The organism is Kocuria sp. KKT182, assembly GCF_055635395.1.
In genome coordinates, this window is record NZ_CM145757.1 from 2173957 (window position 1) to 2189364 (window position 15408).

Consider the following 15408-nt stretch of genomic DNA (forward strand, 5'->3'; position numbering starts at 1 on the left):
CAAGCCCTTGGTCACGAGCGTCCGCACGATCACCGCGACTCGCCCTGCAGTTGAGACGGTTCCGCTCCAGCAACTGATACAGCGTGCGGAGGCAGCCGCTCTGCGGTACGCGTTGAACGATGCCAAGGCCGACCGGTGGGGGCGTGATTCTTTCCCCGCCTCCGATCCACCGCAGAACTACTGAGGCAAGCCATGGCCAATGACCACATTGGCCATGGCTTTTGCGCGTTCGTCGGGCTCAACAGCGTGGACCGTGGAGCCGCAGGGTCGGCCCTGGTCTCTTTTCAAGCGTCGTTGCCAGGGACGCCCCCTGCACTGGCAGAAACTGCTGGCGCCCGAAGTCCTGCGCTGTACCGACCGGATGGCCCAGTCCCACGAGATCCCGGCTCCCCAGAGGTCAATCACGGGTGCCGGATGTCGTCTGTGATCGTTCGATCGGGCCCCTGAAGGCCACGGTGGGCCACACGGTGGTGTCAGTGTTCGTCGGCCCAGATCACCTGTCCGTCGCGCTCGATCATGTGTAGGTCCAGACGAGTCGCGGTGTAGTCGAAGAAGTCGATCGCCCCGTCGGCGAGAGCTTCGGCGATGTGCTGGCAGTCGTCGTCGCTGACCACGGGATCGCCCCACAAATCGTGCTGACTGCGCAGCCCGCGCCAACAATCCAGGGCCAAGTACCAGGATTCGCCGAACATGTGAGAAGTGGCCACCACCACGGGATGCTCGGCCCCCGGGGCCTGTCCCAGTTTCAGCGCGACGGCGCGCACCTCCCACACGGTGCGAGGCACCCGCCAGAAGCGCAGCCGATCCCCTACTTGCAGCAACGGGATGCGGTGCGCCGGGGCACACCTGGGCACCTGGGAAGGTCTCGCGCGGCGAGGACCGTAGAGGTCGTCCCAGTCACGGACGGCATGGAACGGGGAGTGTCTCGGTACCGGGGTGACGATGCCGTGGCTGTGCGCGGAGATCCAGATTCCGTGTCCGGGCCCCTGGGGCGCACCGGCATTCTGGGGTGCGCCGAGGGACATGGCCTGGCCGGGGGTGACAGATCCCAGCATGATTTTGTCGCCGATCTCGATCAGGGCGGCCAGTGCCGGTCCCCGAGCTCGTGTGGCGGTGTAGCTGGTCCCTACGATGCGCAGCCCTACTGGGGTGTCCTCGAGCAGTCCCCGCACCTTCCGGGCTGTCTCGCGCAGGATGGTGCTGCCCTCCGGTGCGGCGGATTCGGCGGCCAGAAAGGCCAGGCCTTCGATGAACAACACTCGGTCCCCGCAGGTCTGGGCGGCTTCCTGCAGGAGAGCGTGCAATTCGGTGAGGTCGTGGTGCCCTGCGCAGGAGCGAACGAGCCCTGACCAGCTGCTCTGTGCGCCGCTGTTGAAGTCGATGGCCCAGGCCTCGACGCCACGGGCCATCAGTGTGGCGGCCAGGTGCTGGGTGAGCACGGTTTTGCCGGCCCCGGAGGGCCCGTAGACGCCTAGGTGCCGGCCCGTGGACCACCAGGTGTCGAAATCAAAACGGGGTCCCTCTACCGGCGCCGAGGCATTGGCTAGGCCGCCGATCCTGTCCGTCTCGGCTACAAGAACCTCTTGGGCGATTTCCAGGCGGGCCGCAGGATCGGCAACCCGGGTGGCGGTCGCCCCGAGGATTCGCAGGCAGGTGGTGTGCTTGGCCCCGGTGGCGGCGGTGAGCTGTTTGGCCTGTCGGGACAGAGTGGGTGATGGGGACACGACGGCCTCCTCAGGACGTCGGTGCTCGCGTCCGCGCCCGTGGGCACCTGCGACGGGGATCCTCTTCGTCCGTGCGGCCATGGATGGCCTTGTCCGCTGTGCACCCTGGGGCCGGCGCGGCGGCACGGAGCGGGGCTTCGGAGATCGGCGGGCACGGCCAGCCGGTCCTCCCACCATAGCCCGTGTCGTAGTATTAACGAGAATAAGACATCTCTTGGGACGCAGCGGCAGGTCAGCGCATCGACCGGCCGGTGGTCATGCGTTCTTGTCCCGGCTCAACGAAGGACTCCCATGGCCTTGCCTCCTCCGGTGACCGAGGTGCCGTTGCGCGAGGCGGTGGAGCGCTACCTGGAGGCCTGTCGGGCGAAGGCGCGCGCTCAGAGCATGGCCCCGGCCACGGTGAAGAACTACACCTGGGACCTCGAACGGTTCCTGGATCTGTTGCCCGGTACTGTCCTGCACACCACGGAATCGGTCACCGGGGAGGAGATCGATCAGGCCTTACGGGCCTTTGCGCACGGCACGGATCACCACGCCCGCACTACTACTGCGCTGGGGCAGAGGAGTCGGGTGCCCGGGCCCGTCACTGACACAGAGGTCACGGTCTCCCGGTCAACCCTGCGGATGCGCCGGTCGATCGCCCGGTTCTTCACCTACGCCGTGGAACAATCGTGGGCCACTGTGACCCCCCTGCGTGGCTCCCGAACGGTGCCGGCGGAGGAGGCAGTGCTGCGGCGAGAACGGACCGCCTTGGGCGCCGAGCAAGCCCACGCCCTGCTCACGTGTGGACCCGGCACCGCAGAGACCAACAAGCAGCATGACCGTGACACGGTTGCCCTGGGCTTGCTGACGATGCTGGGCTTGCAGGCCGGAGAGGTCGCCAGGCTCGACATCGACCATTACACCGTTGCTTCCCCGGCCGCCGGTGCCCGGCTGCAGGTCATCGGTAGGGTCGGTAGCGGGCGCGTGGTGCCTGTTCCCCCGCAACTGGCCCAGCAGATCGATGTCTACCGTGCCCGGCTCGGCGAGGAAGCCCCCGCGCCGTTGCTGCTGTCCCCCGCCGGTCGGCGCCTCGCGGTGCGCGACATCGAACGCCTCGTGGAACGAGCCGTGAAGCGCACCCAGGTCACCGATCCTCAGCACGCTCGAGCGGTCGTGCCCCACGGTCTGCGGCGGACGGCGGCGACCCTGATGCTCAGCGAAGGATGGGACATGCAGGCAGTGGGGCACATGCTGGGTCACCGATCAGTGAGCACCACCCTCACCTACCTCCAAGACGTCCCTCTGCCCACCGTCGGTGCCTCCACCGGAGACCGCCGGCAAGCGGACTCCCCCTCATTGGGTGTGACATGAGCCGGGTGGGGCGACGCGGGGTTCGGTGCGTGCGGCCGAACTCTCATCTCGGAGGACGGCCAGATACGTGAACCGGCCGCTGAGGACCTCATCGGTGCTCCACTGCCCTGCCTGCGTGAGCAGTGCTGCCTCCCAGGATGGAGGGGACTTCGAGGGGGCGATCCGGGCGAGACGTGTTGCTGTGACGGACGCCCTGACAGCAGGTGCTGATGCTGGTGACCGAGGTGGTCGCGGATCGTTGGGGCCGGGGCGGTGATCTGCACCGGAGCGGTGCCCGAGGAACCGTTTCGAAGATTTCGGGCCAGCACGTCGATCGCGGTCGGTTCCCGCAGCTGGGCCCGCTGCAGGTCCACGCTCAACCTGGCTTCCGGGAACGTGGTTCGGGCGCGGGCGATCAAGGGTGGCAGGGCCTGTTGGTTGGTTTCAGTCAGGGTGCCGGCCACGTCCAGTCTCACGTGCCGGCCGTCCAGGTCGATGTGGACCAGAACGGAAAGCTTGGGGTTCATCGTGAAATGTATTCCTTGTGTCAGTTGTCAGTGGCCATTTCGCGGTCCGCCCCCGAAGATCTCGGTGTGACGACCGTCAGATGGATTCACGTTGTCCTTCTAGGGGTCCGGAACATCAATTGACGGAGCCTTGGTCAAGGTTTTGAGGGACCGTTGCGTGAGGGCGCTGGTCCTTGAGGTGATCGGAGTCAGCCCCGGAGCAGTCCGGCAAGCACCCTGGCTTCGCTGATCTCTGGGGTTCTCGTGGCCGTGAGCAGCGTGATCGGCCCTTTTTGCGCCAGTTCACGTAAATGCTGGAAAGCTTCTGCTCGCTCGGGTTCTTTCATTTCGGCGCGGTAGCGGACGCTGAACTCTTCGAAACGTTCCGGGACATGCCCATACCACTGGCGCAGCGATGTCGAAGGAGCTATCGCCTTGCACCACTCGTCGAGGGCCGCTTTCTTCCGACTCAGTCCACGGGGCCACAGGCGATCGACCAGCACACGGGTGCCATCGGCCGACGAGGCTGCTTCATAGACTCGCCGGACCCGCACGTGATAAGTGGTCATGCTTATTTCTCCTGGGTTCCGACTCGTGCGTCCAGGGCATCAATCAGCATCCGACGGCGGTCCAGGGTGACGGGATGGGGGCCTGCCGGATCGGTGAGGTATTCCCAGTCGAGTTGGCTGCAGATCCGGCTGTGCAGGACCTGCAATTGCGTCACTGTCAGATCCGCCAGGCTCTCCGGGAAGGCATCGGTGGGTTCGAGGTAGATCCACTCGGGTGCGACAGGCCCCTTGGCGCAGTCGCCAAGGGAATCGAGAGGATGGACAGGATAGGTCTGCACATTAGCCACAAGAAAAACTTTCTGGTCAGTCGCCTGTCTCGGGGATCTCCTGACTGGGCGTTCCGGTTGTCGTTCGCCATCTCGGGGCGTGTCGGCACCCGAAAGGCACTGTCCTTCCGACTATATCCCTTTCTCCAGTTTTGAATTATTCCGCCCCCAGGCGGAAGTAATCTTTCAGGGCAGGGACGCGCTGATTTCGAACAATCATGTTTCCTCATCCACGAGTGTCCTGGAAGAAAAGGTGTCCCTGCGCAATGCACAGCGTCTTACGCGCGATAAGTTCAGGTTTTTCAACCGAAGACATACGAGGAACTTCTCGTACAATAACGTCGATGGATCGTTATGAGTTGTCGTAGTCTTCTCATATCCAGAACTTCCCGTATCCGGGCTTGAGATCCGGACGACGGCAGCCAAGGGCCGCCTGAAGCATCGGGCATGCCCGCCGGCGCGTCCCCGCTCGCCCAGCGGACTGACGTGACCGGTGTCGGAGCCGTTCCGGGGATGTCGTCCCGCTTGGTGCTCGACAGACCCGGCGCTCCGATCCCTGAGCTGCTGGAATACTTTTGAGGCGAAAGGTACCCCGTGGGTGCCTCGACAGCACCGACCCCCAGGCCGTTCCGGCGATGTCAGCCGCACCTGGCCGAAGGCGAAGATCATCGCCGCGGTCAGCGGCCCTCGGCCGACGGAAGCAGAGCGGGCGAGCTTTGCTCAACGGATGAATGGGCCGTAGGTCTTCATCCAGGCGTTCAGCCACTGCTCCAATTGATCGGAGTTCCAGTCCGGGGCCTGGACTTCCAGCGCATCGGGACCACGACGGAACACCGACACGACACCGTCGAGGCCGGCGAGCTTGTGCGCCATGATGCCCACCAAGGAGGTACGACGGGCGGCGAGAACAGGATGCACGCCGACGTCAAACCCGTCGGGTTCAGCCACGACCACCACCGGGGATCCCTCCGATAGTGGATCCACCTCCGCACCGGTGCGCAGATCGGCGATCACACGCTCCGCGTACTGCTCCAGTTCGCTCTCGCGCAGCGACTGCTGACCGCGCTTGAGCCGCAGCATCCCGGCCATCGGCAGGGTCGGGACGAAGATCTGGTGCCCATTGCCGGTGAGCACCGGGTGGTGGTGCAGATGATGGCCGGGGTCCTGTGGGGAACCGATGACCCACTGGGCGTTCGGGGCTCCGGCGATGAGGACGACGGCCAGATAAGAGACCAGCCCGTCCAACAGCAAGAACATCGTCCGTGACGGCACCCGCGCACTGGTCACGGTGTGCCGAGCCCACGAGGGCCACCGCTCACGCGGTTCCACCGGGGAGGACATGAGCTCTGCCCGGCGGTCAACGATCCAGCGCCACAGCGATGTCAGGGAGCCTGGGGTGGCATCGAGGAACTCGTCCGGGTCGAGTCCCCGCCCGGCCAGTTCCGCGCCCAGACTCCGCAGCGCCGGGCCGCGCTCGTCCAGAAACTCCTCCAGTGCGGCCGCGGCCTGCTGCCGGCTCATCTGCCGGTAGTGGGTCATCGGCATGGCTTCCACCGTAACCGCGCGCGAGGAGCTCCGTTCATTGTGTCGGAGCCAACCCCGGTCGCGTGTTCGCGGGAACACATAGCCCGCACACACGGGGAGGTATGAGCACACTGCGCATGGGCGTCATGGGGCGCCTCGACCAACTGCGCGACGTCATCGCGGCACACGACCGGGCCCCCCTCGCGCCGCACCGTTTAGCAGGCAGGACCAACCAGGGCGGATAAGCCTCCACGCACCAGAACACGAAACCCTCACCGGGCATTCGGTGCACCACCAACTGGACAGCGCCACGACGATCAGGCCGCCTGGGCACCGGGGCTGCCCTCCTGTTCCTGGCCCTGTTCGGTCTGGCCGGAGTGTACGCGAGCCACTCCCTGCCCGAGGTGAGCCACGGCGCCTGAGGCCGGCCGGCTGCCCCAGCGGCCGTCGTCGTCCTTGTTGTCGTCCTTCGGTGCTTGCACCGATTCCGGGAGTATCGCCCCGCTCTCGGCCGGGCCGCGACGTTCCCGACGGCGCAGGCTTTGCCCGTGTCCGGACCTTCGGCAGGGGCCGATCAGGTCATCCGTACGGGTCCTGGGTTCCGACTCGGGCATCCAGGGCGCCGATCAGCGCGCGGCGACGGTCCAGGGTGATGGGGTGCGGTCCGGCGGGGTCGGCCAGGTATTCCCAGTCGAGCTGGCTGCAGATCTGGCTGTGCAGGACCTGCAGCTGGGTCACCGTCAGATCGTCCAAGTGCTCCGGGAACGCCTCGGTGGGCTCGAGGTAGATCCACTCGGGCTCAACACGGTGCGAGGCGGGGCCGGCCTGGGGATCGAGAGGGTGGACAGGGTAGGCATGCAGGGTCGCCAATCGGGGCTCTTTCTGGTCACTCGCCTGTCTCGGGGTGTTCCTGACTGAGCGTTTTGGTTGTCGTCTGCCACACCGGGGCAGAGACGGCACCCGGAAGGCACTGTCCTTCCGACCACAGCCCGTTTCCTCGTACCCCGCCGGGGTTTCCGCCGCGGGGCCTACGGCTGGACCGGTCGCACGGAGCCGTGGAATCCTGCTCGCGCGTCCAGGGCGAAGACCACTTTGCAGTACCGGGCCATGGTCACCGGGTGGGGAACGGCAAGATGCTGCAGATGATCACGGTTGAGCTGGCGGCAGAGCCTGCTGTGCAGCACCTGCAGCTCCGAGAGGGCCAGCCGCGACAGGTCTGCGGGGAAGCCGGCGGTGGGCTCCAGATAGATCTCCTCGGCATCATGGAGGTCGAGGGGGTCCCAAGGCTGAACAGGGTGGGCGGAACGGTGGCTCAACAGGCGCTCTTTCTGTCGGATCGCCTGTCTCGGGTGGCTCTCCTGACGGGGCGGGGTGGTGGTCTCCGCCCCATCAGCGCGCCGGTCGCGCCCGAAGGGCAGCACTGCTCCGACCATAGTGTCCCGCCGGTGGTAAGGCGAACCGCGGGGGCGGCACCGGTCGTGAGCCGGCGTCGCCGCCGACGGAACCAGGAGAACGGAGACACCATGGGTCTCCCGGGACGCGTCACGGACGTGCCGTCCAGACCCATTGACCCCGAAGTTGTCCGTACCCAGAGCGGCGGGCAGGAGGCCGGATCGTGTCCTAGTTCCCGTCCTCCGAGAGGATCGATCTCCCCGCGCGGGATCCGCTGTCACCGGGTGCGGCCTCGGCAAGCACCTCCTCCAACCGTTCGTCACCCAGATAGGTCAGGGCAGTGAGGATGCCTGTGATCCTGCGGCGCTCACCATCGTCGAAACGGGTGGAGTCGAGGATGTCGCTGACCCACAATCCGTCCATGGCCAGCCGCACGATCACCCCGATGATGCCCGCCGGGTGTCCCGGATCCAGATCCTCCCGGTCCATCCGGCGATTGAGCTGGACCAGGGACTCGGCCAGATGAGGCCTGGCCACCGCCGCGTGCAGCAGCGCCACCTGGTCGCGGTTGCTGTTGTCCCGCACATCGGAGAACGCCTGCACATAGGCCCGGTCATCGGCACCGTCCGGAACATGGTCCTGCTGGACCCAGTGGTCCAGTTCCTCGACGAGCTCCGTCATCACCGCTTCGACGTGCTGCTCGATCTCTTCACTCGGCGTCTCCGGCCTGAACATGGCTCCTCCAGCCGCTCGGGAGAGGACACTCCGTGCGAGTCCGCTCACAGAAAGAACAAGTCTACTTTGCTGTTTCCGGGGACACCTCATGGGACTCGGCCGAGCAGCAGCTAGTCCTACACTGAGGCCATGTCGGCCATGTCGTGGCCCAGGGATCTTCCCCGTCTGCTCCGGACCCGGGTGCGGTCGGGTGTACGCCGGGTCCGGAAGTCCTTTTGGCACGCCGTTCAGACGACCGCGGGTGGAATCGCGGCTTTCGCCATTGCCCAGGAGCTGTTTGGCCACGAAGGTCCGATCTTCGCGGCGACGTCAGCCATCATCGTTATGGGCTTTTCGCATGACCCGCGGCTGCGCCGAGTACTGGAAGTGGCCATCGGGTGCACCATCGGCATTCTTGTGGGGGATCTTCTGCTGAAGGTGCTCGACGCGGGCCTGTGGCAGGCCTCCGCGGTGCTGTTGACAGCCATCCTGCTGGCCCGATTCCTGGACAGCGGGTCGCTGTTCTCCACCCAGATGGCGATTCAGTCGGTCCTTGTGGTGCTGCTGCCGGTCCCAGCAGGAGGACCTTTCACCCGCAGCGTGGATGCCATCGTGGGAGGCTCCGTGGCTCTGCTGATCACAGCGCTGGTGCCCCGCGATCCCCGGCGTGAACCCCACGCGAACGTCCGGCGGGTGCTGGCCGAGCTATCCAAGGTCCTGCAGAGGGCCGCCGTCGCGCTGGAAACCAACGACGCGACACCGGCCTGGCACGCCCTGGTGAGGATCCGGAAAGCCCAACCCCTGGTCGACACGCTGCAGGAATCATTGAATTCAGCCCAGGAAGTCGCCCGGCTGGCACCAGCCTATCGACGACATCGCACCGAACTGGAAGACCTGAACCGGTCACTGGACTTCATCGAGCTCGCCGTCCGCAACAGCGACGCGCTGGTGCGACGACTCGCCTCGGCCATCAACAACGCCGCTCTGAGCGAGGAAGCCATGGACTCCCTGCACGGGCTGCTGATCGACACCGCGGACGCGGTGGAGACCTTCGGCCGCGCCCTCACCGAAGCCGACGCCGGAGGAGGCTCGGAACTGGACATGCGCCGGACCCGGGACGAGCTGATCGCGGTGGCTGCCAGGTTGCATCCGGACCCGCTGGGGGTCCGGGGTCTGCAGGGCGAAGGCGCGATCCTGCTGCTGCGGCCGCTGGTGGTGGATCTGCTGGAGGCGACCGGGATGAGGCACCGGACGGCGTCCGGCTACCTGCCGAAGCTCCACTAGCCGACACGGTGCTCGAGTGGCGTTCGGCGTTCACGGCCTTCACATCGGGGATCCGCATGCCTTCGACGCCGATCGGATCGCCGCGATCGACAACATCACCCGCAGCACGGGGGCGGGTGCAACCTCCTCCGTCGTGTGCCCTCGGGGGGTTGCTGAACGGTCGTCGTCGACCCGCGCCCCGCTGCGCCCGATCCGCGGCGTCAGCTCACGCGCCGGCAGGCGGACTCGCTCGTGTAGGTGAGGACCACCTCGTCGTCCTCGGGGCGTTCCCGCTCGGGACTCCACCGGCCGGGGGAACGCCCGGCGTTCTCGACCGGTGAGGCGTCCTGCCGGGTCTGCCCTAGATGTAAGAGGGCATGTCCTTATTGGCTCGGGCCGGAGTGCGTGAGGCCGTCTGCTGAGTGCGCGACACCGCCTGGGGTGTCGCACCGGTGGCGAAGTTTCAGCACCACCGCAGCGGGAGTGAGCGGCAAAGCAGGAAGCGCCCCCCGGCGGTGCCGGGGGGCGCTTCCTCACGGTGACGCCGCCGTTCAGGCGGACGTCGAAGATCTCAAATGGAGATCAGTGCGTCATCAGGAGATGACGGTGATATTCGCGGCCTGGGGGCCCTTGGGGCCGTCCTGGGTCTCGAACTCCACGCGCTGGTTCTCCTCCAGGGAGCGGAAGCCGCCGGAGTTGATCGCGGAGAAGTGCGCGAACACGTCCTTGGAGCCGTCCTCGGGGGTGATGAAGCCGAAGCCCTTGTCGGCGTTGAACCACTTCACGGTGCCAGTAGTCATGAGTGACCTACCTTTCTGAAAAAACGGAGCGTCCCCGGCGATCGGGGTGCTCGGGCGTTGCGATGCCTGCCATGAACGTCTTCTCAGAACAACTGCTGCACCCGGTGGTCGGGCGAACTGCTTGAAATGCGAAAAACGAAACTTCAACAACTGAGTCCTACTGTACGCGGGTCGGCCCGGATGCGCAGTGACGGCAGACACCCCCAGTCGCGACCATGATGCGGGTGCCCCACCACGACGACATGCCTGTTCATACGCCCACTGAGGAACCCTTGGCGGCACCAGGGCTGGTCCATAGGATGCGAATTGACAACGATGTCGCATCGCAAGGGGCCACCATGCTTACCGAATCCGATTTCGCCTACGTCAGCGCAGCAGAACTCGCACGCCGGGTGCGTGAACAAGAGCTCACCTCTGTCGAGCTCATCGACATTTGCATCGACCGGATCGAGAAGCGCAACCCGAGCCTGAACGCCTTCGTATACAAGGGCTTCGACGATGCCCGGAAAGCCGCGAAGGATGCCGATGAGGTGGTGCGCTCCGGCGCCGAGCTGGGTGTCCTGCACGGGGTTCCGACCGCCATCAAGGACTTGTTCGACTTCAAGCCTGGATGGCCTGCCACCTTCGGTGGGGTGCGGGCACTGAAAGATTTCTCCCTGGACAGCTACTGCGTCTTCGCCGAACGGGTGCAGAAAGCCGGAGCGGTGATCGTGGGCAAGACGAACTCACCGGTCATGGGCTACCGCGGAGCCTGCGACAACCCCTTGTTCGGTGCCACCCGTAATCCGTTCGACACCTCCAGGAACACCGGCGGCTCCTCCGGTGGTAGCGCAGCAGCCGTGGCTGACGGACTGGTGCCGTTCGCGGAAGGCACGGACGGCGGAGGCTCCATCCGCATCCCGGCCGCCTGGTGCGGTCTCTACGGGTACAAGGCATCCTTCGGCCGCGTCCCCTCCGTAGTACGCCCCAACGCCTTCGGCAGCACGATGCCGTTCCTGTTCGAGGGCCCGCTCACCCGCACCGTCGAAGACGCCGCCCTGGTACTCAACGCAATTTCCGGACACGACCCCCGTGACCTCTTCAGTCTCGACGACGGCCCACACGACTTCACCACCGACGTGGGCCGGGACATCTCAGGCATGCGGATCGCCTACACCCCCGACTTCGGCATCTTCCCGGTCGATCGCCGCATCCGGGAGGTCGTCGACCGGGCGGTGCAGGTCTTCCGAGACGCCGGCGCCATCGTCGAAGAGGTCAACATCGACATCCCCTACGACCAGCGCCAGCTCAGCGACCTGTGGTGCCGACAGATCATGCTGGTCAACGTGGGCGCCTTCGAAAACTTCAAGAGCAACGGCCTGGACCTCCTGGCTGATCACCGCGAGGACTTCCCGGAGGGATACCTACGCTGGGCCGACCACGTCTACGGCATGTCGATGGCCGAGCTCAACGAGGACTACGTGATGCGCACCGCCGTCTGCGACGCCATCCAGGCCGTCTACACGGATTTCGATCTGCTGGTCAGCCCGACCCTCAGCGCGATGCCGGTTCTCAACGCGGACGAGCCCGGGGCCACCGTCGGCCCCTCCGAGGTGGAAGGCGTGGAGGTGGATCCGTACATCGGGTGGTGCCCGACCTACCTCACCAACTTCACCGGCCACCCGGCTGCTTCAATTCCTGCTGGGCTGGTGGACGAGCTGCCGGTGGGCATGCAGATCCAGGGACGTCGGTACGCTGACGGTGACGTTCTGGCCGCCAGCGGCGCCTACGAGAAGCTGCGACCCTGGGCCGACACGTACGACCGCTGCCGGCAACGCAACCTGTAGCGCGGTAGGCCAACCCCGCAACACGGCCCGCCGCTAACGGGCCATATGTAAAGCGGACGCAGCTGCTCCAGCTCAATCGCCTGCCGTTCCTCCACGGGCCGGCCAATCGGCCATGAGTGCAGGGCCGGAGCGCGTGCTGCTGATGGGCCTCCTCGTGCCCGAAACCTGTATGGCCCGATTTTTGGACCAGAGGGAGAACGCGTTTTTGCCCGCCGTGGGCCCCATCTATGCTGGGTGGTGTCGTGATATGACAGCGAAAAATGAGAATTTTAGGGTTGCCTTGTGAAGAAATCACATCATGCGTCACACACTACGGTTGTGTTCGATCTTGGGAATGTGATGGTTGGCTGGGATCCTTTTCTTCCCTTTTCTGACCGGATGAGTCGGGAGCAATGGGATCGATTTGCCGTGGATGCAGATTTCTTTTCGCTCAACGCCAAGGCTGATAGTGGTGTGCCTTGTGAGGAGATCATTGCCCTGGCCGCGGGGAAGTGCCAGGACCATGGTGGTCTGATGAGGCAGTACTACGAGAGGTTTGATCGTTCCCTGACCGGTCCGGTGGTGGGGGTTGCGGACATCGTGGGTGAGCTGGAGCTCGGGGACCTGAGGCTGCTGGGCTTGACCAACTGGTCCACGGAGACCTTCCATCACGCCCCCACCAGCGCCCCGACGATCGACCGCTTGGAAGCCATCATGGTCTCCGGGCGGGAAGGGCTGGCCAAACCGGACCCGGCGATCTTTCACCGGCTGATCGAAAGGTTCGCGCTGACGCCGACCCAGACCGTGTTCATTGATGATTCCCCTCGCAATGTCCGCACTGCGCACGAACTCGGTTTCACAGCACTCCGATTCACGGACGCAGTCAGCCTGCGCGCAGCGTTGGAAGAACTCCACCTCTTGGATTGAGGCGAATTCTGGCCTCCTGTCTGGAGGCCGACTGACGACGGGGTGGCGGCTGCCCCCGCGTCCGGCAGGAAAAGGGGTCTCCGTCACGATCATTTCCTCGGGCTATTAGCGCCTCACTTGCAGGCGCACGGGAAAATCTCTGGCGGGTGGTGTGCCCGTTGAATTGCTGGCGACCGCGCACCCCGACAACGGATTAGTGGAAGAGATTTTTGCCGGCCTGGGAGGGTGTCGCCACCGGGGCGCTGGCGCTGGTCTTCCGCCCGGGCGGGGCCGTGGCGCAGGACGGTGAGGCGCCGCCGGGATCACTCCGGGCGGCGCCTCACGGTGTTCTTGTGGTGGGCGGTTCTCAGGCGGGGACCGGGACCAGGTCGACGGCGGGGACCGGTTCGGCTGTGCCGTCGAGGACCGCGCGCAGCGACGGGACGGCCACCGGCTCACCCCGGGTGAGGGAGAGCTGGGCGGCGTCGGCCACGAGGGAGGCGGCGACGGCGTCGAAGGGGGTGCACGGGTTCTCGCGTTCGCCCAGGACGAGTTCGACGAAGGCGACCAGCTCGGCCACGTAGGCGTCGGCGAACCGCTCGGCGAAGGTCGCGTGGGCTTTCCCGGCCGGGAAGTTCACCTCGGGTTCGGCGGAGCGCAGCGCGGAGCGGTCGTCGAGGCCGGCGACCAGGGTGTCCTTGGATCCCTGGACGTCGAGGCGGACATCGTGGCCGGCCCCGTTGTAGCGGGTGGCCGCGGCCGTGGCGAGGGTGCCGTCGGCGAGGGTGAGCACGGCCTGGGCCGTGTCGACGTCACCGACCGCGCGGATGGCGGGGTCCCCGTTGTTGGTGCCGCGGGCGTAGACCTCGACGATCTCCTGGCCGGTCAGCCAGCGGATCAGGTCGAAGTCGTGCACGCTCATGTCGCGGAAGATCCCCCCGGAGCTCGCCAGGTACTCCACCGCGGGCGGGAACGCGTCCCCGGACACGGCCCGCAGGCTGTGGAGCCAGCCGAGGTCGCCGGCCTCGAAGCGGCGCTTGGCCTCCTGGTAGCCCGCGTCGAAGCGGCGCTGGTGGCCGATCTGGACGACCCCGGAGGCGGCCTCGATCTCTTTGAGCAGGGGCAGCGCGCCGATGACGTCGGAGGAGACGGGCTTCTCGCAGAACACCGGCAGCCCGGCGGCGAGCCCGGCGCGGATCAGATCGGGGTGGGTGGCGGTGTTGGTGGCGATGATGAGCCCGTCGATGCCCTCCCCGATCATCGCCTCGAGGCTGCCGGCGGCGCGCAGGCCCAGCCGGTCACCGACCTGGCGGGCGGCCTGCGGGTCGGCGTCGGCGAGCACGATCTCCAGCTGCACGCCGCGGGCGGCGACCTGGTCCCGGACGGTCAGCAGGTTCTGGGCGTGCATCTGGCCGATCCGGCCGACGCCGACGAGCCCCAGGGTCAAAGTCTTCATGTCTTTCTCTTCTCTCACGTCGTGTCGATCAGGAAGGCGTCCGTGACACGGGCGCCTCTGAAAAAAGGGGTTCTGCCGGTTCAGCCCGCGCTGGGTGCGGCGGCCCGGGCCACGGTCACGCTCTTGCCAGTGGCCGCGGATTCGGCGGCGGCGTTGGCCAGGACCAGGGCGGTGACACCGTCGTCGAAGCTGGGTGAGCAGGGCGCGCCGGTGCGGATGGAGTGGGCGAAGGCGTCCAGTTCGGACCGGTAGGCCTGGCCGTAGCGCTCGAGGAAGAACGGCATGAACGCGCCGGCTTCCTCGGTCCCGGTGGCACCGGACTTGCGCACCGTGGTCGAGGTGACGTTGCCGGCGGTGAGCATGCCGGTGGCGCCGAAGGCTTCCAGGCGCTGGTCGTAGCCGGAGGCGCAGTGACGGGAGTTGATGATGGTGATCAGCTCACCGCCGCTGCCGCGCAGGGTGACGGTGACGGAGTCGTAGTCGTCGAGCTCCTTGATCTCCTCGCTGAAGACGTTGGCGCCCACGGCGGTGACCTCCACGATGTCCGGGACGAAGAACCGGGCCATGTCCAGGTCGTGGATGGTCATGTCCCGGAAGATGCCCCCGGAGCTGGCGATGTAGTCGCGCGGGGCCGGGGCGGGGTCGCGGCTGGTGATGATCAGCTGCTCCAGCGCCCCGACCTCTCCGGCTTCCACCCGGGCGCGGACCTCGGCGAAATTGGGGTCGAAGCGGCGGTTGAAGCCGAGCATGATGGGCACGGTGTGGCCGCTGATCTGTTCCTGGCAGGCCCGGACGGTGTCGATGTCCAGGTCGATGGGCTTCTCGCACAGCACGGCCAGCCCGTGGGCGGCCGCACGGGTGATGAGGTCGACGTGGGTGGGGGTGGGAGAGCCGATGATGACCCCGTCGAGGCCTGGCTCGGCGAAGACCTCTGCGGGGTCCTGCACGGCCCGCGCGCCGGTCTGCGCCGCCAGACGCTGGGCGGCGTCGATGAAGGGGTCGGCGATCAGGACCAGGTCGAGGTCGGGGTTGGCGGCCACGTTGCGGGCGTGGACCTGCCCGATCCGCCCGGAGCCGAACAGGGCCAGGCGCAGGCGTCGGTCGTTGGACATGGTGTGTCCTTTCGTCAAAGAGTGAGAGTCAGGCTGGGG

16 protein-coding genes are annotated in these 15408 nt (G+C 66.4%); 6 read left to right on the plus strand and 10 right to left on the minus strand.

What is annotated here, in order from left to right; translation table 11 throughout:
• Positions 1-473: 473 nt before the first annotated feature.
• A complete protein-coding gene (locus ACZ2G1_RS10115; RefSeq protein WP_470376667.1) occupies positions 474-1724 on the minus strand; it encodes an ATP-binding protein in 1251 nt (416 codons plus the stop codon).
• A gap of 309 nt (positions 1725-2033) precedes the next feature.
• Between ACZ2G1_RS10115 and ACZ2G1_RS10120 the strand changes: the two genes are divergently transcribed.
• Positions 2034-3077: a tyrosine-type recombinase/integrase gene (locus ACZ2G1_RS10120; protein WP_470376668.1), complete on the plus strand. Its 1044-nt coding sequence runs from the start codon at positions 2034-2036 to the stop codon at positions 3075-3077.
• Between the two features lie 209 nt (positions 3078-3286).
• The gene (locus ACZ2G1_RS10125; protein ID WP_470376669.1) at positions 3287-3706 is read left to right on the plus strand and encodes a hypothetical protein; all 420 of its coding nucleotides are present in this window, start codon (positions 3287-3289) and stop codon (positions 3704-3706) included.
• 65 nt (positions 3707-3771) lie between these two features.
• Here the strand turns inward: ACZ2G1_RS10125 and ACZ2G1_RS10130 are convergent, their stop codons facing one another.
• The 3 genes from ACZ2G1_RS10130 to ACZ2G1_RS10140 all read right to left on the minus strand — a co-directional run bounded on the left by ACZ2G1_RS10130 (position 3772) and on the right by ACZ2G1_RS10140 (position 5942).
• Positions 3772-4131 (minus strand): DUF488 domain-containing protein, encoded by a 360-nt coding sequence (locus ACZ2G1_RS10130; protein ID WP_081615836.1) that lies wholly within the window; start codon positions 4129-4131, stop codon positions 3772-3774.
• Between the two features lie 2 nt (positions 4132-4133).
• A complete protein-coding gene (locus ACZ2G1_RS10135) occupies positions 4134-4418 on the minus strand; it encodes a hypothetical protein (protein WP_017834449.1) in 285 nt (94 codons plus the stop codon).
• Between the two features lie 699 nt (positions 4419-5117).
• Positions 5118-5942 (minus strand): hypothetical protein, encoded by an 825-nt coding sequence (locus ACZ2G1_RS10140; RefSeq protein WP_470376670.1) that lies wholly within the window; start codon positions 5940-5942, stop codon positions 5118-5120.
• 101 nt (positions 5943-6043) lie between these two features.
• Between ACZ2G1_RS10140 and ACZ2G1_RS10145 the strand changes: the two genes are divergently transcribed.
• Entirely contained in the window at positions 6044-6166 is a 123-nt protein-coding gene (locus ACZ2G1_RS10145) for a hypothetical protein (RefSeq protein WP_258558830.1), read from the plus strand.
• Between the two features lie 334 nt (positions 6167-6500).
• Here the strand turns inward: ACZ2G1_RS10145 and ACZ2G1_RS10150 are convergent, their stop codons facing one another.
• From ACZ2G1_RS10150 to ACZ2G1_RS10160, 3 genes are all read right to left on the minus strand, one after another.
• Complete coding sequence (locus tag ACZ2G1_RS10150) at positions 6501-6791, minus strand: hypothetical protein (RefSeq protein WP_017834447.1); 291 nt, start codon at positions 6789-6791, stop codon at positions 6501-6503.
• Between the two features lie 158 nt (positions 6792-6949).
• The gene (locus ACZ2G1_RS10155) at positions 6950-7237 is read right to left on the minus strand and encodes a hypothetical protein (protein WP_146200270.1); all 288 of its coding nucleotides are present in this window, start codon (positions 7235-7237) and stop codon (positions 6950-6952) included.
• A 304-nt stretch (positions 7238-7541) separates the two neighbouring features.
• On the minus strand, positions 7542-8048 hold the full coding sequence (locus tag ACZ2G1_RS10160) for a hypothetical protein (protein ID WP_017834445.1): 507 nt from the start codon (positions 8046-8048) through the stop codon (positions 7542-7544).
• Positions 8049-8177: 129 nt separating this feature from the next.
• On the opposite strand from ACZ2G1_RS10160, the gene ACZ2G1_RS10165 reads away from it, so the two are divergent.
• Positions 8178-9311 (plus strand): FUSC family protein, encoded by a 1134-nt coding sequence (locus ACZ2G1_RS10165; RefSeq protein ID WP_470376671.1) that lies wholly within the window; start codon positions 8178-8180, stop codon positions 9309-9311.
• A gap of 572 nt (positions 9312-9883) precedes the next feature.
• Here the strand turns inward: ACZ2G1_RS10165 and cspE are convergent.
• Positions 9884-10090 carry a transcription antiterminator/RNA stability regulator CspE gene (gene cspE, locus ACZ2G1_RS10170; protein WP_058874000.1) on the minus strand — a complete coding sequence of 69 codons (207 nt, stop codon included), beginning with the start codon at positions 10088-10090 and terminating at the stop codon, positions 9884-9886.
• Positions 10091-10428: 338 nt separating this feature from the next.
• Between cspE and ACZ2G1_RS10175 the strand changes: the two genes are divergently transcribed.
• Positions 10429-11916 (plus strand): amidase, encoded by a 1488-nt coding sequence (locus ACZ2G1_RS10175; RefSeq protein WP_470376672.1) that lies wholly within the window; start codon positions 10429-10431, stop codon positions 11914-11916.
• Positions 11917-12198: 282 nt separating this feature from the next.
• Entirely contained in the window at positions 12199-12822 is a 624-nt protein-coding gene (locus ACZ2G1_RS10180; RefSeq protein ID WP_242630530.1) for an HAD-IA family hydrolase, read from the plus strand.
• Between the two features lie 346 nt (positions 12823-13168).
• On the opposite strand, the gene ACZ2G1_RS10185 is transcribed toward ACZ2G1_RS10180, so the two are convergent.
• Positions 13169-14257, minus strand: a complete 1089-nt coding sequence (locus ACZ2G1_RS10185; RefSeq protein WP_109221881.1) for a Gfo/Idh/MocA family protein — start codon at positions 14255-14257, stop codon at positions 13169-13171.
• Positions 14258-14337: 80 nt separating this feature from the next.
• The gene (gene iolG, locus ACZ2G1_RS10190; RefSeq protein ID WP_109221882.1) at positions 14338-15369 is read right to left on the minus strand and encodes an inositol 2-dehydrogenase; all 1032 of its coding nucleotides are present in this window, start codon (positions 15367-15369) and stop codon (positions 14338-14340) included.
• Positions 15370-15408: the final 39 nt, after the last annotated feature.